Here is a 21,221-nt window from a genome sequence, read left to right on the forward strand (position 1 = left end):
CCGCGGGCCGCCGCGCGAGACGCGGACAGAGATCGACTACTTGGATGACCCCTGGCCGGAGGGCGCCCGATCCTCGCCGGACCCTCGCAGCCACCACGGCGACGCCCACGACGGCGGCCCGTGCTCGGCCTGCGTCGGCTTGTCCTTGTCCCGGCCCCAGCCCTTGCCCGGCTTGTCGCGCGTCGGCGAATCCTCGGACGAGTACGGGGTCGCGTCCGTGGTCGGCAGGTCGTCCCGCGCGCTGCCGCTGGACGAGGACCCGGTCGGCTCGACCGGATCCGACCGGCCACCGACCGCGCCCGTCCCGTCCGCCGTGCGCGACTGCTGTCGCGCGGGCGGAACGGCGGCCTTCGTCGGCTCGACCGGCGCCTCGGACCGGGGCTTGTCGACGGCCGTGTGCGTCACCGGCGCGCCCGGATAGGGCAGCGTGACCTCGTCCGGCGCGATCAGCACCTGCGGCGGCGGGCTCAGCCGCGACTCCGGATCGGCGATCCGCAACTCGACCCCGCCCTGCTCGGGCAGGCCCATCGGATGCGACTCGTCGACCATCGCCGGGCCCACCGCGAACCCGACCACACCCGCGGCCGTCGTCGAAGCCAGCGCGACGCCGATCTTCAGCTTCGACACCAGCATCGTCTTCAGCGTGGTCAGCACCCCGCCACCGCTCGCCGCCCCGCCCGCCACGGCCGCCGTCGCCGGCACCAGCATCGCCACCGCACCGGCGTGCGCCCGCAGCGACGAACACACGTCCCGCAGCTCGGCGTGCATCGCCCGGCAGGACGCGCACCCCAGCAGGTGACCGCGGATCCGCCGCGCCTCCGCACCCGTGACACTGCCCGCGGTGTACCCGCCGAGCTTCTCGATCACCCCGCGGCAGCTGACGTCGGAAGTCCGGTTCATCGCCAGGTGCGCCTGCAGGTAGGCGGCACGCAGACCCTGCCGGGCCCGCCGCGCCAGCGCCGCCGTCGCGTTCGCGCTCAACCCGAAGTGCGGCGCCACCACCGCCGGCTGCTCACCCTCCACCTCGGTCTGCCACAACACCGTCCGCCACCGCTCCGGCAGACTCGTGAACGCCGTGGTGATCAGGCTGTGCTCCGCGGTGCGCGCGTGCGCGTCGGCGCCCGCCCCCGCGCGGTGGGTCAGCTCGTCATCGGTGACCGGCACATCGCGGCGCGCGCCGTGCCACTCCCACGACACCCGGCGCGCCACCGTCAACAGGTACGCGCGGATGTGCTCCTTCGGGCCGTTCCCGCGGCGCAACGCCTGCAACACGCGGAAGAACGTCTCGGCCGTGATGTCCTCCGCCTCGGACGAATCGGCGGCCAGACTCCGGGCCAGCCTGCGGACGGCGGAAGCGTGCAGCTCGAACAGCTCGCGGAACGCGGCATCCTCACCGGAGCGGAGCCTGCTCAACAGAGCCTGCTCGTCCTCCGATGCCGTGCGCTGTTCCGGCACCGCCGCGTCGTCCGTCATGCGGCCAGCCACCTCCTCCCCCGCGGGACTAACCCGTTCGGTTGAATGGAGACACCATACGGAGCGAAACGCTCGCCGTCACCCCTTGTACTCCCGGAGTGACCAGGTTCCCTCCGACAGGGCGACACACACCTCCGGCCACCCAAGATCACCCCAACAAGGCCACCCCGTCAACCCGGCGAACCGCACCCGTATAGACTGTCCCCCGCACCGGTTGAACCGGAGCGCGCGGACGTAGCGCAGCTGGTAGCGCATCACCTTGCCAAGGTGAGGGTCGCGGGTTCGAATCCCGTCGTCCGCTCGTAGCTGGCCCACCCCTGCTCGCGCTTTGCGCTTCGCCGGGGCTACTCGCCATTGCATTGGGGGTCGGACCCCCAAACCCCCGCCAGGGAGGGCTTCGCCCCCCTGGACCCCCCACGCGAGTCGCCTGCCTGGCCCTTTTGTGCCGCGAGTTGCGCGTTCGAATTCACCTGATCGTGTGGCGTTAGGAATCTCGGCGGATCATTCGGCCGGCTCCGGCGGCGACTGTGGTGGCGAGGATCCAGCCCATCGCGGTGAAGCCGTTCGAGACCCACTTGTCCAGGTCGTGCATGTACCAGCGGCCCTTGTTGCCGAAATCGACGATCGGCACCAGCAGATCCAGCGTGTACAGCACCGGGTTCCACTCCAGGCCGGTCTCCTGCTGGTCCACGGCGCAACGCGGACCGCTCACCATGTACCGGGCCGGGTCGGTCACACACGAGTCCGTGCCCATGCCGAAGTAGATGCTGCCGGCCGCCAGCAGCGCGATCAGCCAGGCCAGCGCCCGCACCGGACGGTAGCCGTAGCCGACCATCCACCGCTGCAGCCAGCTCCACAACCGCACACCCGGGCCGAGCACGCGGTAGCCCTGCGCCAGCGCCTCGTAGCGGTACTGCTGCTTCTTGAACAGCACCGTCGAGGCGTGCTCCTCGTTGCCGCTGTTGCGCAACATCGCGGCGAGCTGGTCGTAGGGGCCCGGCCGGTAGCCGGCCATCGCGGTGCGCAGCCGCTCGATGCGGTCCCGCACCGCGGCGTCGTCCTTCATGTCGATCGGGCGCTTGAGCACGTCGTAGCGGAAGTCCTCGAGCTCGATCCCGCCCTCGGCCTGCCAGAACTGGTCGTTGTCCTCCAGCGTCTGGCAGTGCGCGTGCCGCAGCACGATGCTGCCCGTCGCGGGCGCGGCGAAGTTGAGCAGGAACTCGTCCGCGCCCACATCACTGGCGTCCAGCGCGATCGCGTGCTTGTTGTACGAGCCCAGCACCGCACCGGTGAAGTCGATGCGGCGGCCCGCGGTGGCGCCGTCCATGTTCACGCCACCCTCGGCGTGGAACGGCTGCTCACCGGCGTTGGTGAGGGTCATGTCGCGGCCCACCCGCACGGTGCGCAGGTCCACCGAGAAACTGGTCCGGTTGCGCACCGCGGGTTTGGTGACGTCGGTGCCGTAGAGGTAGACGCTGCCGCCGACCTCGATGCCCTGCAGCCGCAGCGTGCCCTCGATGGTCGCCTCGTGCAGGTGGAAGTTGCCGGCCACCGTCATGCGGCGGGCGGACAACACGTCGCGTTCCGCGTGCCGCAGGTGCACCCGGCCGGCGAGCAGGTTGCCGCGGACCGTCACGTCGGCCATGCGCAGCTGCCCGGACGGGACCTCCAGCCCGGTCGCCTCGAGGTCGCTGCTGATCTGCGAACCGTCCAGGTGCAGCGCGCGGTCGTAGTACGGCTCGACCGAGCCGCGCGGCACGGTGATGCGCGCGCGGGCCAGGCGCAGCGTGCCGCCGATCTTCGCGTTGATCATGCGCAGCGTGCCGACCGCGGACAGCCCGTCGGACAGCTCGACGTTGCCGTCCACCTGCCACCGGTCGCCGACCAGCGCCGGCCACGGGTCGACGTACGGGTCGCTGGACTTCCACGCCTCCACCACGATCCGGCCCTGCTGCTCGCTGACCAGCTCGGCGGCGCGCAGCACGATGTCGCCGTTGACGCGCATGCTCGGCAGGTGCAGCACACCGTGCGCGGAGAACGGCTGCCGCGTGCTGGCGGCGCCGAAGTTGTCCACCTCGCACAGCAGGCTGCCGCCGATGTGCGCGCCGTTCCCGTCGAGCGCGAAGCCGTCCGGGTTGCGCAGCTTGGCGCCGGAGAAGTTCACGTTGCCGCCGGTGCGCATGCCCGGGAGACGGACCTCGCCCTCGGTCTGCATCCGGTAGGCCAGCAGCGCGCCGGTGATCTTCAGCCGGTCGGCCTGGATCGCGCGGCCCTGCGGGTAGTCCACCGCGGTGCGGGTCAGGACGACCGACCCTTCGACGACAGCGTCGGTCAGGTTGATGGCGGCGTCCGGCACGCCACGCTCGCGGGTGTCGCCGCGCTGCACGGCGGTTTCACCGTCGTCGCTGCCCGGCAGGACCTGCACGACGCAGCGGATCAGGCGGACGTCGTTGCGGCTGCGCAGGTTGCGGGCCTTGAGGCCGGGCAGCCAGCAGCGCCGGAACACCAGCCCGAGGATCTTGGCCTCACGCACGTCCGGCGGGTGCTCGAACCGGCAGTTCTCGAAGCGGAACAGGCAGTCCAGGTCGGCCCCGCGCAGGTCCAGCCTGCCGGTGATGTAAGCGTTTTCCACAGCGAGGATCGGGGCGTTGCTGGTCTGCTTGCGCCACCGCAACAGCCCGCCGCTTTCCGGCTCCAGCAACGGTTTGAGCAGCTCGTCCGCAGCGAGGTGGTAGCGCCGGTCGGGCACCCCGCGGAAGGGATCCAGGGGCGGCAGCTCCCGCTCCACCTGCCCCGGCTGGCCTACCGGCATCCGTGACTCCCCCTCCTTCACCCGCCTGCCCACAGGGGTCCGACGAACGGGCGGGCCGGTGGGTTCCCAGGCCGATGCGCTAGAAGCCTATCGCCACTTTGATGGCCGCGGCAGCAACTCCGGTGCCGATCGCGGTCGCCGCGCCCAGTGCCCACTTGCCGGCTCGCTGCAGGCGGCTGAGTGTTTCCGGACCGTCGCCGCGCTCGGCCGCCTCCGCGGCCGCACCGATCTCGGCCACGACGGCGTCGTGCTCGCGCGTCGTCGCCTGGCGCTTCAGCTCCAACCGGAGGATCTCCAGTTCACCGGCCAGCCTCGGGAGATCCAGGCGGTCACCTTCGCCCTGCCAGACCTGCTGGAACGTCATGTCCTTCGCGCGCGCGTTCCGGCCGACGGCGCCCGCCTGGCCGGAGACCTCGTACTTGTCACCCATCACAACCTCCATCGCGGTCTCGCGGGTCGTCGAGTCGTAGTCCCCCTCGAGATCAACGAGGAAGGACGTGTAGCGGTCGACCGCGTCCTGGTCGGTCAACTCGAGGAAGTCCTGCTCGAAGAGCTCGAACTCGGTGGCGAGGACTCCGGGCAGCTCCTCCGTCCCACGCACCAGCCGAGGCTGGTACTCGTCGGGGATCGCCGGGTGGTGGCGGTAGCCGGAATCCGCGGTCAGTTCGATCGTCGGCACGCCCGCGGCCGTCGCGAAGCCGGTCAGGTGATCCCTGGGCTGTCCGCTGGAAGCGAAGGTGACCAGCACGGAGGCGGACCGGATCTCGTCGAACGGCCGCCACGGCGGCGAGTCGGCCCGCTGGTCCAGGACGCCCACCTCGTACTCCGCGTACTGCGCTATCCAGCGCGCGGTCGCATCGACCAACCGTGCCGGAGCGGACTGGACGATGAGGCAGGAACGGCGGCGGCCGAGTGGCACGTAACCGCCGGGTGGCGTCGAGGCGAGGTAGGCCTTGAAGAACCTCAACGCCTGGCGGTGCGCCGGAGCCTGGCGCAGGAACGACCGGTAGGAAAACCGTTGCTGCGGAACGTGCGGTGACACCGCGTCGTTCGGCAGCGTGTCCTCGATGAAGACGAGCACCGGGAACCCCGCCCGCATCGCCAGCGCGAGTTCGAACAGGATGTGCGGCGACGTGCCGTCCTCACGGCGGCTCAGCACGGCGATCATCCCGTCACTGGCGTTGAGGTGGCGCTGCAGCTTCGCGCCGTTGACCGAGTCCGATGGTGGATCGAGGCTGGGCACCAGGCCTTCGCTGCGCATCAGGCGGCCGAAGTAGTCGACGACGCGCGCGTCCCGCTCGCGGTAGCTGTGCGCGAAGTACAACACCGGCATCCGTGCACCCCTCCCCGCGACGATCGCCCGCCTGGCTCCGACGATCGTCGCGGACGAGGGGGTTCCCGCGCTACTACTCGTCGACGTGGGCGGGGTTCAGCACGCGCGACAGGAACGTCTGCGTCCGCTCGTGCTGCGGGTCCCCGATCACCTGGGCCGGCGGGCCCTGCTCGACGACCACGCCGCCGTCCATGAACAGCACCGTGTCCGCCACCTCGCGTGCGAACTGCATCTCGTGGGTGACCACGAGCATCGTCATGCCGTCGCGGGCCAGCTGGCGCATCACGGCGAGCACGTCGCCGACGAGTTCCGGGTCCAGCGCGGACGTCGGCTCGTCGAACAGCATCACGTCCGGGTCCATCGACAGCGCCCGCGCGATCGCCACCCGCTGCTGCTGGCCGCCGGACAGCTGCGTGGGCAGCGAGCGTTCCTTGCCGGTCAGCCCGACCTTGCGCAGGTTCTCCAGCGCGATCCGCTCGGCCTCGGCCTTGTCCCGCTTGAGGACCTTGCGCTGCGCGATGGTCAGGTTGTCCAGCACCGACAGGTGGCTGAACAGGTTGAACGACTGGAACACCATGCCGATGCCCCGCCGCGCGCGGTCGATGTCGATGTCCGGGTCGGTGATCTCGAACCCGTTCACCACCACCGTGCCGCCGTTGGGCTCCTCCAGCAGGTTGACGCAGCGCAGCAGCGTCGACTTGCCCGAGCCGGACGGCCCGATGATGCAGACCACCTGCCCGCGGCGCACCTCCAGGTCGATGCCCTTGAGCACTTCCAGCCTGCCGAACGCCTTGTGCAGCCCGGTCACCTGGACGATCACGTCGCCGGTCACGCCTCGACCTCCAGTCCGCGTTCGCTCTTGCGCCCGGTGCGCCGTTCCAGGTACCGGGACAGGTAGCCCAGCGGAATCGTGATGATCAGGTAGCACAGGCCCGCGAGCAGGATCGGCGTCAGCGACCCGGTCGCGTTCAGGCCCTCCCGGCCGAACTTCGTCAGCTCGTACTCGTCGCGGGCCAGGCCCAGCAGGTAGATCAGCGACGAGTCCTTGGTGAGCAGGATCAGTTCGTTGGTCAGCGGCGGCAGGATGATGCGGAACGCCTGCGGGATGACGATCGAGATCATCGCCCGCCCCTGGGACATGCCCAGCGACCGCGCCGCCTCCCGCTGACCGGCGGGCACCGCCTGGATGCCGGCCCGGATCGTCTCCGCGATGTAGGCGGAGCCGACCAGGCCCAGCGACAGCATGACGGTGGAGTAGATGTCGAACTTCAGCCCGAACGCGAGCGGCGCCCCGAACCCGAGCGTGATGAACACCAGCAGCGCCGGCACACCGCGGAAGAACTCGATGTAGACGGTCGCGATCCAGCGGTACGGCCCGACCGGCGACAGCTTCATCAGCGCCAGCACGAGACCGACGGCCAGCCCGAACGCGAACCCCAGCGCCGTGTAGACGATGGTGTTGACCAGTGCCGTCGTGATGACGCCGGGGAACTGCGCGCGGGCCGCGCCGACGTTGAAGAACGCGCGCTGGATCTCGCCCCAGTCGGCCACGAAGGCCGCGACCAGGATGACGATCACCAGCAGCGCGTACTGCGCGCCCCGGAACAGCTGGGCGCGTTTACGGCGAGACATCGCCACGGTGGAACTCCTCGCAGAAGTGGCGTCCGGTTACTTGCTTTCCGGCAGCCTGTTGAACCACTTCTGGTAGATCGCGTCGTAGCGGCCGTCCGCCTTGGCGGCGTTGATGACCTCGTTGACCTTCGCCAGCAGCGCGCCGTTGCCCTTGCGCACCGCCACGCCGTACTGGTCACCGGTCTTGAACTCGGTGGTCACCTCGACGTCCGGGTTGGTCTTGAGGAACTCGTAGTGCACCGAGTTGTCGTTGATGCCCGCGTCGACCTGCCCGGTCTTGACGGCCGTCTGCTCCAGGGCGAGGTCCTCGAACTGGACGATCTCGTAGCCGTACTGCGCCTTGTTCGCCTCGGCGTAGTCCTCACCGGTGGTGCCCAGCTGGACGCCGAGCTTCTTGCCGCGCAGCTTCTCCAGGCTGTCGATGCCGGAGCCCTTCTTGACCAGCAGCGCCTGGTTGGCGTCGAAGTAGCCGACCGAGAAGTCCATCACGCCCTGCCGCTCCGGGGTGATCGTCATGGCGGCCGCGGCCACGTCGCACTGGCCCGTGTTGAGCGACTCGCCCGACTCGATGCCCTCGAACGGGGTGTCGAAGATCTTCTGCTTCACCCCGAGGTTCTGCGCGATCAGGTCCACGAGGTCCACGTCGAACCCGACGGTCCTGTCACCCTCGGTGAACTGGAACGGCGCGTACGGCAGGTGGGTGCAGGTGGTGAGGAAGCCGGTCTCCTTGAGGGAGATCTGCCCTCCAGCCTGGGTGTCGCCGCCGGTGTTGACCTCCTGCGCGCACGCCGTGGCGGTCGCCGCGATGGCGAGCGTGGCCGACAGAACAAGCGCATTGCGTAACGAACGACGCGACACGGTTTACTCCTAGTAGGTCATACTTATCGAGTGCACGCATCCTGCCACTTGGAGGTCGTCACGCACAGCATCGAGTGGTTACGGCCGCATTTCGGGGCTGCTTGGTAACCGGTTGGTTACGGACAGGTGACCCTCCGGCGAAACGATCGCCGGGGCCGGAGCGATCTTCGATCGTGAAGAACCGCTGGTGGCTGCCGGCCACCGTGATGACCCTCGGCCTCGTGATCGCGGCCGCGGCCGGCCTGTGGTCCGTGCTCCGCTACGACAGCGTCGAGCTTCCGGCCTCGTCCATGGAACCGACGCTGCGGCAGGGCGACCAGCTCACGCTCGTGGACGCGGATGGCGATGTCCGCCACGGCGACGTGATCGTGTTCAGCGGTGCGTCGTGGGGGCACGCGCCGCTGTTCGTGAAGCGGGTGGTCGGTGTCGGCGGGGACACCGTGGCCTGCTGCGACGGGGCCGGCCGGCTCCTGGTGAACGGCGTGCCCGTCGAGGAGGAGTACCTGCTGCGTGACGGACCCACGTACACCTTCAGCGCGCAGGTGCCGGCCGGCAGCGTGTTCGTCCTCGGGGACTGGCGGAACAACTCCGCCGACTCGCGCATGCACCTCTCCGGACCGAACGCCGGCGCGATCCCGATGTCCGACGTCCGGGCCAGGGTGGTGGCCGTCAACGGGGCGAACCTCGTCCCCACCAGCGCTTTCGCCGACGCGGGGCTGTCGGGTCGACGACTGCCGGAGTCGCCGGATCAGCGGACGCGGCTCCTGGTGATCGGGGCCGGGGTCGCGGTGTTCCTCAGCGGGCTGGTGTGGTTGGTGCTCGCCGTCGCCCGGCCCAGGCGGGTACGCCCCTGACCCGGGCCGGGCGACCGACGATCAGCCTCGCGCGTGGGCGTTCAGCATGTGTGCCACCGCCTCGGTCAGGCGCTGCGCCTGGGCCAGGTGCAGCCACTCGTTCGGGACGTGGGCGTTCGAGTCGGGGCCGAGCGCCCCCGTGACCAGGAACTGGGCCTCCGGGTACTTCTCGCCCAGCAGGCCCATGAACGGGATCGACCCGCCGAGGCCGACGCTGCGCCACGGCGCTCCGAAGACCTCGTCGCTGACCTGCTCCAGCGCCGAGGCCAGCCACGGGGACGCCTCGGGCGCGTTCCAGCCGTCCGCGGCCTCCACACCGGACAGTTCCACCACCGCGCCGTACGGCACGTCCGTGGTCAGCGCCTTCTCGACCGCGTTCAGCGCGGCCGCGGAATCGGCCGTCGGGGGGAGGCGGAAGCTCAGCGCCAGCGTCGTGTGGTCGCGCAGGACGTTGCCCGCGTTCGCCGGCTCGGGCAAACCGGACGCGCCGATCACCGACAGCGTGGGCCGCCACGACTGGTTCAGCAGCAGCTCCAGCTCGTCGTCCGACACCGGGCTCATCCCGGGCATCAGCGGGAACGAACCGCTGATCGCGCCGGGGGCCACCGCGACCGTCGCGGCCGCCTCCGCGCGGCGGTTTTCCGGGATCGCCACGTTCAGCTCGGCCAGCTTGATCTCGCCCGTCGCCGGGTCCTCGATGCGGTCCAGCAGCTGCCGCAGCACCCGGAACGAGCTGGGCACCACCCCGCTCGCCAGCCCGGAGTGCGCCGACGCCTCCAGCACCCGCACCGTCACGTGCACCTGCGCCAGCCCGCGCAGGCTCGTGGTCAGCCACAGCCGCTCGTAGTCGTTGCCGCCGGAGTCCAGGCACACCACGAACGTCACGCGACCCAGCCGCTCCGACAGGTGCTCCAGGTACACCGGCAGGTCGGGGCTGCCCGACTCCTCGCCGGTCTCCAGCAGGATCACCGAGCGCGCGTGCGCGCCACCGGCCGAGTGCACGGCCTCCAGCGCCGCTGTCGCCGCGTAGCCGGCGTACCCGTCGTCCGCCGAGCCGCGGCCGTACAGCCTGCCGTCGCGCACCACCGGCGTCCACGGGCCCAACCCCTCGGCCCAGCCGCCGACCGGGGGCTGCTTGTCGAGGTGGCCGTAGAGCAGAACCGTGCCGCGATCCTCCGCGCCAGGGGTGGCCGGGACGTCGACCAGCAGCACCGGGCTGCGGCCGTCCACCTGTACGACGTCGATCGTCGCGCCGGGCAGCCCGCGACCGCTGATCCAGTTCTGCACGTGCCGCACCGCGGCGGCGAGGTGCCCGTTGGCGGCCCAGTCGGGGTCGAACGCCTGCGACAGGGCGGGGATCTCCACCAGGCCGCTCAGGCTCGGCAGCACCTCGTCGGACCAGAGGCGCCGGACGGTTTCACGCACGGTCGTTTGCTCCACCCGGGCCATTCTGCCAGCCATCTCCAGGTCACAGTTCGGCTCCGCATTGGCCGCTGCTCGTGACCGGCAGCCACCTTCCGTATTCAATGTGATCTCAATCACCCACATTGGGGACAATTCGCCCGGTTCAACGAGGAACGGAGGGCACGCCTTGTCACCACCCGTGTTGTCGGTGAACAACCTCGAAGTGGTGTACGACGACGTGGTGCTCGTCCTGCGGGGACTCAGCCTGGAGGTCCCCGACGGCGCGATCGTCACGCTGCTGGGCGCGAACGGGGCGGGCAAGACGACCCTGCTGCGGGCGATCACCGGCCTGCTCGTGCCGCACCGGGGCAAGATCACCAAGGGCACGGTCCGCATCCGCGACGAGGACATCACCGGCGCCGATCCGGCCGACGTGGTGCGCAAGGGCATCGCGCAGGTGATGGAGGGCAGGCGGATCTTCGCCGAGATCACCGTCGACGAGAACCTGCGCACCGGCGCCTACACCCGCCGCTCCCGCACCGAGGTCCGCGAGTCCTACGCCCGGGTGATGGACCTGTTCCCCGTGCTCAAGGACCGCCGCCGCTCGATCGCCGGTTACCTCTCCGGCGGCGAACAGCAGATGCTCGCCATCGGCCGGGCGCTGATGGCCTCGCCGAAGCTCCTGCTGCTGGACGAGCCCTCGCTCGGCCTCGCGCCCAAGCTCGTCGAGCAGGTGCGGGACATCATCGTCGAGATCAACGGCCAGGGCACCAGCGTCCTGCTGGTCGAGCAGAACGCCGTGATGGCGCTGTCGATCGCCGGGTTCGGCTACGTGGTGGAGACCGGGAAGGTCGTCAAGGACGGTCCCGCCGCCGACCTCCTCGCCGACGAGGACATCCGCGAGTTCTACCTCGGCGCCGCCCAGCACGGACAGCGGCGCAGCTTCGCCGAAGTCAAGAGCTACCGGAGGAAGAAGCGATGGAGCGCGTGACCACCAGCGACCCCGCACCCGCCCGGGAGGACGAAGCCGATACCGATCGCCCGATCCTCGAGGTCCGCGACCTGACGCTGCGGTTCGGCGGCGTCACCGCGCTGGACGGCGTCAGCTTCGAGGTCGGCCGTGGTGAGCTGTTCGCCGTGATCGGCCCGAACGGCGCCGGCAAGACGTCGATCTTCAACTGCCTCAACGGCGTCTACCGCCCGCAGGAGGGCTCGATCACGCTCGACGGCCAGCGTCTCGTCGGCCGCCACCCCGCCGCGATCGCCGCGATGGGCGTGGCCCGCACCTTCCAGAACCTCGGCCTGTTCGAGCACCTCACCCTCATCGAGAACCTGATGCTCGGCCGCCACCACCTGATGCGCACCGGCTTCGGCACCGGGATGTTGTGGTGGGGCCGGGCCAAGCGCGAAGAGGTCCGGCACCGCGCGGCCGTCGAGGAGATCGTCGAGCTGCTCGAACTCGAGCCGTACCGCCGGATGCCGGCCGGCCTGCTCCCCTACGGCGTGGCGAAACGCGCCGAACTCGGCCGGGCCCTGGCGATGGAGCCGTCGCTGCTGCTGCTCGACGAGCCGGTCGCCGGCATGAACCTGGAGGAGACCGAGGACACCGCGCGGTACCTGGTCGAGGTCCGGCGGGAGCTGGGCCTGGCGATGATCCTCGTCGAACACGACATGCGCCTGGTCATGGACCTCGCCGACCGGGTGCTCGCGCTGGACTTCGGCGTAGCGATCGCCACCGGCAAGCCGTCGGAGATCCAGAACCACCCCGCCGTGATCGAGGCCTACCTGGGCGGTGCGCGATGAGCACGACACTGGCCGCGCCGGCCGAAGTGAAGACCCTGCCCGCGCGGCTGCTGCAACACGCCCGCACGCTGGGCGACCAGACCGCGATGCGGGAGAAGCACCGCGGCCGCTGGCGCGAGTGGACCTGGGCCGAATACGCCGAGCGGGTCGCCAACGTGGCCGCCGGCCTGCGGGAACTGGGCGTCGAGCCGGGCGACCGGGTCGCCATCCACGCCGAGAACCGGCCGGAGTGGGTGGTCGCCGACCTGGCCGTGCAGGGCATCGGCGCGATCAGCATGGGCGTCTACCCGACCTCGCCGGAGACCGAGGTGGAGTACCTGCTGTCGCACTCCGGCGCGAAGGTGCTGATCGCCGAGGACGAGGAGCAGCTGGACAAGGCGCTGGCCGTGCGCGGCCGGCTGCCCGAGCTGCGGCACCTGGTCGTGATGGACCCACGTGGCGTGCGGGTCGAGGCGCTGCCCGACCTGATGACGTTCGAGCAGCTGGAACGCCCGCGGGACAACGCTCTCCGCGACTACGCGGACGCGGTGGCGCGGCTCGATCCGGCGGCGACCGCGATCCTCGTCTACACCTCGGGCACCACCGGACCGCCCAAGGGCGCGATGATCTCGCACGCCAACCTGGTGGCGGCCGGGCGCACGTTCCTCACCGCGCTCGGCGGCGGGCCGGACGACGAGGTGCTGTCCTACCTGCCGCTGTGCCACATCGCCGAACGGCTGACCTCGGTGATCGACTCGGTGTGGGCCGGTTCGGTGGTCAACTTCGGCGAGGGCGGGCCGTCGTTCCTCAACGACCTGCGCGACGTGCAGCCGACCGTCTTCCTCGGCGTGCCGCGCGTGTGGGAGAAGATGCTGGCCGGCACCGAGATCCGGATGGCCGACGCCTCCCGCCTCAAGCGCGGGCTCTACCGGTTCTGGCTGGCGCAGGGCCGCCGCATCGCGCCGCGGCGGATGACCGGGCGGCTGTCCGCGGCCGACCGGATCCGCCTGTGGCTGGCCGAAGTCCTCGTTTTCCGCGCCCTGCGGGAGAAACTCGGCCTGGTCCGGGTCCGCACCGCGTTGTCCGGCGCCGCGCCGATCGCGCCGCAGGTCCTGGAATACCTGTGGGCCATCGGGGTGCCGGTGCGCGAGGGCTACGGGCAGACCGAGAACACCGCGCTCGCGACACTGACGCCGGAAGGCGACGTGCGGCTCGGCGCGGTCGGCAAACCGCTGGCGGGGGTGGAGGTGCGGATCGCCGGCGACGGCGAGATCCTCACCCGCTCGGCCGGGGTCTTCCAGGGCTACTACCGCAACCCGGAGGCCACCGCGGCGGCGGTCGACGCGGAGGGCTGGCTGCACACCGGCGACGTGGGCGAGATCGACGACGACGGCTTCCTGCGGATCACCGACCGCAAGAAGGACATCATCATCACCGCGGGCGGCAAGAACATCTCGCCGTCGGAGATCGAGAACCGGCTCAAGGTCTCGCCGTTCGTGCGCGAGGCCATCGTGATCGGCGACCGCCGCAAGTTCCTGACGGCGTTGATCGGCATCGAGGCCGAGACGGTCGGCAACTGGGCGACCCGGCGCAACCTGGCGTACACGACGTACGCGGACCTCTCGGCCAAGCCCGAGGTGCGGGCGCTGATCCAGCAGGTGGTCGACGAGACCAACCGGGAGTTCTCGCAGGTCGAGCAGATCAAGCGGTTCTCGTTGATCGGCAAGGAACTCGATCACGAGGACGGCGAGCTGACCGCCACGCAGAAGGTCAAGCGCCGCGCGATCGAGCAGCGGTTCGCCGACGAGATCGAGGCGATGTACCGGTGACGACGTTCCTGCAGAACTGCTTCGCCGGGCTCGCGCTCGGCTCCACCTACGCCCTGGTGGCGCTGGGTTTCGTGGTCATCTACAAGTCGACCGGCGTGATCAACTTCGCCCAGGGCGGGCTGCTCGCGCTGGGCGCCTACCTGGGCTTCACCTTCGCCAACAACCTCGCGATCGCGTTCGCGGTGGCGATCCTGCTGGCGTGCGCGTCGGCCGCGCTGGTCGGCGCCGGGTTCGAGCGGATCGTGTTGCGGCGCATGGTGGGGCAGCCGCCGTTCGCGGTCATCATGATCACCATCGGCCTGCTGTTCGTGCTCGAACCGCTGATCACCGCGATCTGGGGCTTCGAGAACAAGCAGGTGGAAAACCCGTGGAACATCCAGACCGTCGAAGCGGGCGGGATCGTCTTCGGCGTGCGGGACCTGTGGACGATCGGGCTGACCGCGGCGGTGGTCGTCGGGTTCTTCCTCTTCTTCCGCTTCACCTCGCTCGGCCTGGCGATGCGGGCCACCGCGTTCGACCCGGAAGCGGCGCTGGCGCAGGGGATCAGCGCACGCCGGGTGTACGCGGTGTCGTGGGCGATCGCCTCGGCGCTGGCCGCGCTCGCCGGGATCACCATGGCGGCCGGGCCGGGCGGGCTGTCCCCGTCGATCGGGTTCATCGCGCTCGCGGCGTTCCCGGCGATGATCCTCGGCGGGCTCGACTCGCCCGCGGGCGCGGTGCTCGGCGGCATCGTGATCGGGCTGGCCGAGGCGCTCACCCGCGGCTACCAGGACCAGCTGTTCTCCTGGGCGGGCGACAACGTGTCGATCATCGTGCCCTACCTGCTGATGATCGTGATCCTGCTGATCCGGCCGTACGGCCTGCTGGGAACCAAGGACGTCCGGAGGATCTGATGCCCAAGCCGCACCGCAACCTCGTCCGGGACTACGCCCAGGACCTGCGCCTGTTCGGCTCGCCGATGTCGAAGTTCGGGCTGGCGCTGATGATCGCGGTCTTCCTGGTGCTGCCGACGGTGGTGCAGGACGACTTCTGGCTGTCCGTGCTCATCTACGCCGGCATCACAGCGGTCGGCGCGATCGGCCTCAACCTGCTCACCGGCTACTGCGGGCAGATCTCGCTGGGGCACGCGTTCTTCATCGGCGCGGGCGCCTACGTCACGGCGAAGGTCGGCGGCGACTTCGGCCTGCCGTTCCCGTTGTGGCTGCTCGCGGCCGCCGGGATCGGGGCACTGCTGGGCGGGCTGATCGGGCCGTTCACGCTGCGGCTGCGCGGCCACTACCTGGCGATCGTGACGCTCGGGCTGGTGTTCGTCGGCGAGCACCTGTGGCGCAACCTGAAGGACTTCACCGGCGGCAACTCGGGCACCTCGGTGAACGCCGGTGCCGCGATCGGGCCGGTAAACTTCTCCGACCTGTCGATCTTCGGCGAGAGCTACTCGCGCAACCAGGGCTGGTTCTGGCTGGTGTGGGCGCTGGTCGGGCTGGTCGCGCTGCTGGTGAAGAACCTGGCCCGCACCCGCCCCGGCCGCGCATTGCAGGCGGTGCGGGACCGCGACCAGGCCGCCGAGGTGATCGGCGTGCGGGCGGGCCGGTACAAGATCGGCGCGTTCATGATCTCCAGCGGGATCGCGTCGGTGGCCGGCGCGTTGTTCGGGTCCTACCAGCAGTTCGTCAGCCCGGACGAGTGGAACCTGCTGCTGTCCATCCAGTACATCGCGGTGATCATCGTCGGCGGCCTGGGCACGGTCTTCGGATCGGTGCTCGGAGCGCTGTTCGTCGGCGCGCTGCCCGCGTTGATCGACCGCTACAGCGACGTCATACCCGGCGTCCAGACGAGCGTGGGCGATTCGGGGTTCATCAGTGTGTTCGCCCTCAACCAGGCCATCTTCGGGTTGCTGATCGTGCTGTTCCTGGTGCTCGAACCACGCGGGCTCGCGGGCATCTGGCTGCGCGTCAAGACCTACTTCAAGGCCTGGCCCTTCTCCTACTAGTCCTGGAGGCGTCCATGAAGAGAACGCGGACCGCGGCGGTGCTGGCCGCGGCGACACTCGTGCTCGCCGCGTGCGGCGGCGCGGGCGACGACAAAGGCGGGGGCGGCGGGCAGGCCGGCAACCCCGGTGCCACCACGGGGTTCGACGGCACCACGATCAAGCTCGGTGTGCTGTCGCCGCTGTCCGGGCCGGTCGCGGTCATCGGGCAGCCGCTGACCTCGGGCAACAAGGTCTGGTTCGACGCGCTCAACGCCCGCGGCGGCGTCGCCGGCAAGTACAAGGTGGAGCTGGTCCAGGAGGACACCCAGTACAAGCCGGACGTCGCGGTGCAGCAGTACAACAAGGTCAAGGGCGACGTCGTCGCGTTCACCCAGCTGCTGGGCACGCCGTCGACGCTGGCCGTGCTGCCGCAGCTGCGCGCGGACAAGATGCTCGCCGCGCCCGCGTCGCTGGACGCGTTGTGGGTGCGCGAGGAGAACCTGCTGCCGGTCGGCGGGCCGTACCAGGTGCAGGCGATCAACGCGATGGACCACTACCTCACCGAGGGCGGCGGCACCAAGGACTCGAAGATCTGCACGATGATCCAGGACGACGTCTACGGCGAGGCGGGTCAGGCCGGGATCGACTTCGCCGCGAAGAGCTACGGCTTCACCGTGGCGAACACGCAGCGCTTCAAGGCGGGCACGGAGAACTACGCCGGCCAGATCGGCGCGCTCGCCGGCGCCGGCTGCCAGATGGTGTTCCTGACCGCGACCCCGACGGACGCGGCCAAGATCTGGGGCACCGCGGCGCAGGCCCGGTTCGCGCCAAGGTGGTACGGGCAGTCGCCGAGCTACACCTCGGCGTTCGCCAAGTCCGCGATCGCGCCGTACCTGCAGCAGTACGTCACGATCGTCGCCGAGGGCACCGAGTGGGGCGACAACTCCGTGCCGGGCATGGCCGACATGGTCAACCGGAAGAACCAGTTCGCGCCGCAGCAGGAGCCGGACTACTACTTCGCGTTCGGCTACAACCAGGCCCGCGCGATGACCGCGGTGCTGGAGAAGGCCGTCCAGCTGGGCGACCTGTCCCGCGACGGCATCCTCAAGGCGTCCAGCGAGCTGGGCACGGTGTCCTTCGACGGGCTCACCGGCGACTACAAGTACGGCCCGGCCGACACCCGCAACCCGCCGCGGTCGAGCACGCTGTTCAAGGTCGACCCGACGAAGCCCTTCGGCCTGGCCACCCTCAAGTACAACTTCAGTTCACAGGCGGCACAGCAGTACCAGTTCACGAAGGCCAACCTGTAACCGGGTGGCGTGACGCAGGTCACTGCGCACGCCTGGGCGGGCCACCTCCGGAGCGTTCCGCGCGACGGAGGTGGCCCGTCTGTCACTTTCCGGCAGGTGAGCGCGCGCCTGAACGACAGACTGTCGGGGGGTCGTCGTTCGGGCTTCCGAGCGTTTCCCCAGCTCAGGGCCCGCTTTCACAGCAACAAATCAGGCGCGGACCTGCACTCGCGGGCCTGGTTCGTGTCAGGATGTTCCCCGTAAGCCGTCACGGCCGACGGCTGCCGCGCTTCGGACCCGAATCGTCGGTGGCCGCCGGTCAGCCATCAGCGGCCGCCACAAGCGGCCTCGTGGCAGGACACCGAGGAGAACGCGCATGCCGTCCCCCGAACAGTGGACGCACCCGGAGCCCGGCGAAGGACCGGCCGCACAGGCCGCCCAACCATCGCGGGAGCAGGTGATCGCCGGTTTGCGAAACACGGACGCGGGTGGCGCTGAGGTGACTCAGCTGCTCACCCCCGAAGGCGAGCGAATCGCTTCGCCGCAGTTCGACCGCTACATCTCCGACATCGACCCGGAAGCGCTGCGCGGGCTCTACCGCGACATGGTGCTGGTCCGCCGGGCCGACCGGGAAGCCAACGCCATGCAGCGCCAGGGCCAGCTCGGCATCTGGGTCCCGCTGCTGGGCCAGGAGGCCGCGCAGGTCGGCTCCGGCCGCGCGCTGAAGCCGCAGGACATGGCCTTCCCGAGCTACCGGGAACACGGCGTGGCCTACACCCGCGGTGTCGACTTCAAGGAACTGCTGGGCATCTTCCGCTGCACCGACCACGGCGGCTGGGACTTCAAGGCCCACGGCTTCCACCCGTACACCATCGTGATCGGCAACCAGGTCCTCAACGCGGCCGGCTACGCGATGGGCCAGAAGTTCGAGGGGCGGGTAGGCAACACAGACGGTGACGGGAACCCATCGAGCACTGACGAAGCGACCATCGTCTACTTCGGCGACGGCGCCACCTCGCAGGGCGACGTGCACGAGGGCTTCGTGTGGGCCGCGGTGTACGACGCGCCGCTGGTGTTCTTCTGCCAGAACAACCAGTGGGCGATCTCCGAGCCGACCGAACGCCAGTCCCGGCTCCCGCTGTACCAGCGCGCCCGCGGTTACGGCTTCCCCGGCATCCGCGTCGACGGCAACGACGTGCTGGCCTGCCTCGCGGTGACCCGCTGGGCGCTCGAGGAGTGCCGCCACGGCAACGGCCCGGTGCTGATCGAGGCGTTCACCTACCGGATGGACGCGCACACCACCACCGACGACCCGACGCGCTACCGGCTCTCCGAGGAGCTGGAGGTGTGGAAGCACAAGGACCCGATCGAGCGCGTGCGGGTGCACCTGGCCCGCAACGGGTACGCCGACCAGGAGTGGTTCGACCAGATCCAGTCCGAGGCCGACGCCTTCGCCGCGGACCTGCGCGAGTTCTGCTTCAACATGCCGGAACCGCCGCCGGAACGCGTGTTCGCGAACGTCTACGCCGAACCGTCGCCGGTGCTCGACTCCCAGCGCGACGAGTTCCTGTCCTACCTGGCCGGTTTCGTGGAAGCGGGTGAGCGCTGATGGCCGCCCCGGTTCGGTCCCGAGTGGACGGTGAAGTGCCCGCCGTGCAGAAGCTGACCATCGGCAAGGCCCTCAACATGGGCCTGCGCGCCGCGATGGAGGCCGACGACAAGGTCATCATCCTCGGTGAGGACGTCGGCAAGCTCGGCGGCGTCTTCCGCATCACCGACGGGCTGCAGAAGGACTTCGGCGAGCAGCGCGTGCTGGACACGCCGCTGGCCGAGTCCGGCATCATCGGCACCGCGGTCGGCCTGGCCGTGCGCGGGTTCCGGCCGGTGTGCGAGATCCAGTTCGAGGGGTTCATCTTCCCCGGGTTCGACCAGATCTCCTCGCAGCTGGCCAAGCTGCACTACCGGACGCAGGGCAAGATCAAGGTGCCGGTGGTCGTGCGCGTGCCCTTCGGCGGCGGGATCGGCGCGGTCGAGCACCACTCCGAGTCGCCGGAGTCGCTGTTCGCGCACATCCCCGGGCTGAAGGTCGTGTCGTGCTCCAACCCGACCGACGCGTACTGGATGATCCAGCAGGCCATCGCCTGCGACGACCCGGTGCTGTTCTTCGAGCCGAAGCGGCTCTACCACAACGGGCAGCTGAAGTCCGAAGTGGACACCACGACGCCGGGCGGGCCGCTGTTCGCCTCGCGGGTCGTACGTGAGGGCACCGACTGCACGCTGGTCGCCTACGGGCCGTCGGTCAAGGTGTGCCTGGATGCGGCGGCGGCCGCGGCGGAAGAGGGCCGGTCGCTGGAGGTCATCGACCTGCGCACGATCTCGCCGCTGGACCTCGGGCCGGTGTTCGAGTCGGTGCGCCGCACCGGACGGCTGGTCGCGGTCAGCGAGGCGTCGTCGGAGTCGTCGATCACCTCGGAGATCGCCGCGCGCGTGCAGCAGGAGTGCTTCTACTCGCTGGAAGCGCCGGTGCTGCGCGCCACCGGGTTCGACACGCCGTACCCGCCGTCCAAGCTGGAGGAGCACTTCCTGCCGGACCTGGACCGCGTGCTGCACACCGTCGACCGCGCGATGGGCTGGTGAGGCGAGGTGCCCGAGTACAAGCAGTTCCTGCTCGCCGACACCGCCGAAGGCCTGACCGAAGCCGAGATCCTGAACTGGCGCGTCCAGCCGGGTGACGAGGTCAAGGTCAACCAGATCGTCGTCGAGGTGGAGACCGCGAAGGCCGCCGTCGAGCTGCCGATCCCGTGGGCCGGTGTGGTCACCGAGGTGCTGGCCGAGGCCGGCGACACCGTCGAGGTCGGGGCGCCGCTGCTGACCGTGGACGTGGACCCCGGTGGGTCGTCGGCGGCTCCGGCGCAGGCGGTGAACGGTTCGTCCGCTCCCGCTCCGGCCGCCCCGGCGGAGGAGGAGATGAAGCCGCTGGTCGGCTACGGGTCGAAGGCCACCGAGGCCCGGCGGCGGCCGCGCAAGGCCGCTGCTCCGGCGCAGGCGGCACCGGCTCCGACTCCGGCTCCGGTTCCGGCCGCTCCGGCGCCCGCGGCGGCTCGCGGCGGGTACGTGCCGCTGGCGAAACCGCCGGTGCGCAAGCTCGCCAAGGATCTCGGTGTCGACTTGTCGACGCTGACCGGGTCCGCCGAGGGCGGGATCATCACCCGCGAGGACGTGGAGCGGGCGGCGCGCCCGGCCGCTCCCGCGGTGGCCGCCGGTGACCGCGAGCGGCGGGTGCCGATCCGCGGCGTCCGCAAGGCGACCGCGTCGGCGATGGTCTCCAGCGCCTTCACCGCGCCGCACGTCACGGAGTTCCTGACCATCGACGTCACGCCGATGATGGAACTGCGGGAGCGGCTGAAGAAGCACCCCGACTTCGCGGGCGTGAAGCTGACGCCGCTGGCCTTCGCCGCCAAGGCCGTGTGCATGGCGGTGAAGCGGACGCCGGACGTGAACGCGTCGTGGGACGAGGCGGCCGGCGAGATCGTCTACAAGGACTACGTGCACCTGGGCATCGCCGCGGCGACGCCCCGGGGGCTCGTGGTGCCGAAGATCCGGGACGCGGACGCGATGTCGCTGCCGGAGCTGGCGCGGGCGCTGGACGAGCTGACCACGACCGCACGCGAGGGCAAGACCCCGCCGGCGGACATGGTGAACGGGACGATCACGATCACCAACGTCGGCGTGTTCGGCGTCGACACCGGCACGCCGATCATCAATCCGGGCGAGGCCGCGATCCTGGCCTTCGGCGCGATCAAGGACGCGCCGTGGGTGGTCGACGGTCAGCTCGCGGTGCGGAAGGTGCTGCAGCTGTCGCTGAGCTTCGACCACCGGCTGGTCGACGGGCAGCAGGGCTCGCAGTTCCTGGCCGACGTCGGCGCGCTGCTGGCCGATCCGGCCATGGCGATCACGTACTGAGGGCCGGGGCCGCGTCGCGTTGG

General features: G+C 70.2%; 17 protein-coding genes and 1 tRNA gene. 11 read left to right on the forward strand and 7 right to left on the reverse strand.

From position 1 onward, the window contains the following. Positions 1-36 precede the first annotated feature (36 nt). Entirely contained in the window at positions 37-1,473 is a 1,437-nt protein-coding gene (locus IE290_RS24085; protein WP_191246971.1) for a sigma-70 family RNA polymerase sigma factor, read from the reverse strand. Positions 1,474-1,701: 228 nt separating this feature from the next. Between IE290_RS24085 and IE290_RS24090 the strand changes: the two genes are divergently transcribed. Beyond that, positions 1,702-1,774, forward strand: a tRNA-Gly gene (locus tag IE290_RS24090). 183 nt (positions 1,775-1,957) lie between these two features. Here the strand turns inward: IE290_RS24090 and IE290_RS24095 are convergent. The 5 genes from IE290_RS24095 to IE290_RS24115 all read right to left on the reverse strand — a co-directional run bounded on the left by IE290_RS24095 (position 1,958) and on the right by IE290_RS24115 (position 8,108). Beyond that, complete coding sequence (locus IE290_RS24095; RefSeq protein WP_229874683.1) at positions 1,958-4,285, reverse strand: translocation/assembly module TamB domain-containing protein; 2,328 nt, start codon at positions 4,283-4,285, stop codon at positions 1,958-1,960. Between the two features lie 79 nt (positions 4,286-4,364). Then, positions 4,365-5,618 carry a hypothetical protein gene (locus IE290_RS24100; protein ID WP_191246972.1) on the reverse strand — a complete coding sequence of 418 codons (1,254 nt, stop codon included), beginning with the start codon at positions 5,616-5,618 and terminating at the stop codon, positions 4,365-4,367. A 73-nt stretch (positions 5,619-5,691) separates the two neighbouring features. Continuing rightward, a complete protein-coding gene (locus IE290_RS24105) occupies positions 5,692-6,450 on the reverse strand; it encodes an amino acid ABC transporter ATP-binding protein (RefSeq protein ID WP_308431374.1) in 759 nt (252 codons plus the stop codon). Beyond that, the gene (locus IE290_RS24110; RefSeq protein WP_191246973.1) at positions 6,447-7,256 is read right to left on the reverse strand and encodes an amino acid ABC transporter permease; all 810 of its coding nucleotides are present in this window, start codon (positions 7,254-7,256) and stop codon (positions 6,447-6,449) included. Before IE290_RS24110 ends, IE290_RS24105 begins: the two co-directional genes overlap by 4 nt. 30 nt (positions 7,257-7,286) lie before the next feature. Next, entirely contained in the window at positions 7,287-8,108 is an 822-nt protein-coding gene (locus IE290_RS24115) for a transporter substrate-binding domain-containing protein (RefSeq protein ID WP_191246974.1), read from the reverse strand. A 173-nt stretch (positions 8,109-8,281) separates the two neighbouring features. Between IE290_RS24115 and lepB the strand changes: the two genes are divergently transcribed. Next, entirely contained in the window at positions 8,282-8,962 is a 681-nt protein-coding gene (lepB, locus tag IE290_RS24120) for a signal peptidase I (RefSeq protein ID WP_191246975.1), read from the forward strand. Positions 8,963-8,983: 21 nt separating this feature from the next. Here the strand turns inward: lepB and IE290_RS24125 are convergent, their stop codons facing one another. Further along, entirely contained in the window at positions 8,984-10,411 is a 1,428-nt protein-coding gene (locus IE290_RS24125; protein ID WP_191246976.1) for a M20/M25/M40 family metallo-hydrolase, read from the reverse strand. 154 nt (positions 10,412-10,565) lie between these two features. Between IE290_RS24125 and IE290_RS24130 the strand changes: the two genes are divergently transcribed. From IE290_RS24130 to IE290_RS24170, 9 genes are all read left to right on the forward strand, one after another. Beyond that, complete coding sequence (locus tag IE290_RS24130; protein WP_191247409.1) at positions 10,566-11,357, forward strand: ABC transporter ATP-binding protein; 792 nt, start codon at positions 10,566-10,568, stop codon at positions 11,355-11,357. Then, complete coding sequence (locus tag IE290_RS24135) at positions 11,345-12,169, forward strand: ABC transporter ATP-binding protein (protein ID WP_191246977.1); 825 nt, start codon at positions 11,345-11,347, stop codon at positions 12,167-12,169. The genes IE290_RS24130 and IE290_RS24135 overlap by 13 nt, the downstream gene beginning before the upstream one ends. Continuing rightward, on the forward strand, positions 12,166-13,977 hold the full coding sequence (locus IE290_RS24140; protein ID WP_191246978.1) for an AMP-dependent synthetase/ligase: 1,812 nt from the start codon (positions 12,166-12,168) through the stop codon (positions 13,975-13,977). Before IE290_RS24135 ends, IE290_RS24140 begins: the two co-directional genes overlap by 4 nt. Further along, positions 13,974-14,870: a branched-chain amino acid ABC transporter permease gene (locus tag IE290_RS24145; protein ID WP_191246979.1), complete on the forward strand. Its 897-nt coding sequence runs from the start codon at positions 13,974-13,976 to the stop codon at positions 14,868-14,870. The genes IE290_RS24140 and IE290_RS24145 overlap by 4 nt, the downstream gene beginning before the upstream one ends. Next, positions 14,870-15,967, forward strand: a complete 1,098-nt coding sequence (locus tag IE290_RS24150; RefSeq protein WP_191246980.1) for a branched-chain amino acid ABC transporter permease — start codon at positions 14,870-14,872, stop codon at positions 15,965-15,967. Before IE290_RS24145 ends, IE290_RS24150 begins: the two co-directional genes overlap by 1 nt. A gap of 14 nt (positions 15,968-15,981) precedes the next feature. Further along, positions 15,982-17,256, forward strand: a complete 1,275-nt coding sequence (locus tag IE290_RS24155) for an ABC transporter substrate-binding protein (protein ID WP_191246981.1) — start codon at positions 15,982-15,984, stop codon at positions 17,254-17,256. Between the two features lie 355 nt (positions 17,257-17,611). Beyond that, positions 17,612-18,844 (forward strand): pyruvate dehydrogenase (acetyl-transferring) E1 component subunit alpha, encoded by a 1,233-nt coding sequence (gene pdhA / locus IE290_RS24160; RefSeq protein ID WP_191246982.1) that lies wholly within the window; start codon positions 17,612-17,614, stop codon positions 18,842-18,844. After that, on the forward strand, positions 18,844-19,872 hold the full coding sequence (locus IE290_RS24165; RefSeq protein WP_191246983.1) for an alpha-ketoacid dehydrogenase subunit beta: 1,029 nt from the start codon (positions 18,844-18,846) through the stop codon (positions 19,870-19,872). Before pdhA ends, IE290_RS24165 begins: the two co-directional genes overlap by 1 nt. A gap of 6 nt (positions 19,873-19,878) precedes the next feature. Further along, positions 19,879-21,198, forward strand: coding sequence for a dihydrolipoamide acetyltransferase family protein (locus tag IE290_RS24170; protein WP_191246984.1), 1,320 nt, complete (start codon positions 19,879-19,881; stop codon positions 21,196-21,198). Positions 21,199-21,221 lie beyond the last annotated feature (23 nt).

The organism is Amycolatopsis deserti (assembly GCF_014653945.1).
GTDB lineage: Bacteria > Actinomycetota > Actinomycetes > Mycobacteriales > Pseudonocardiaceae > Amycolatopsis_E > Amycolatopsis_E deserti.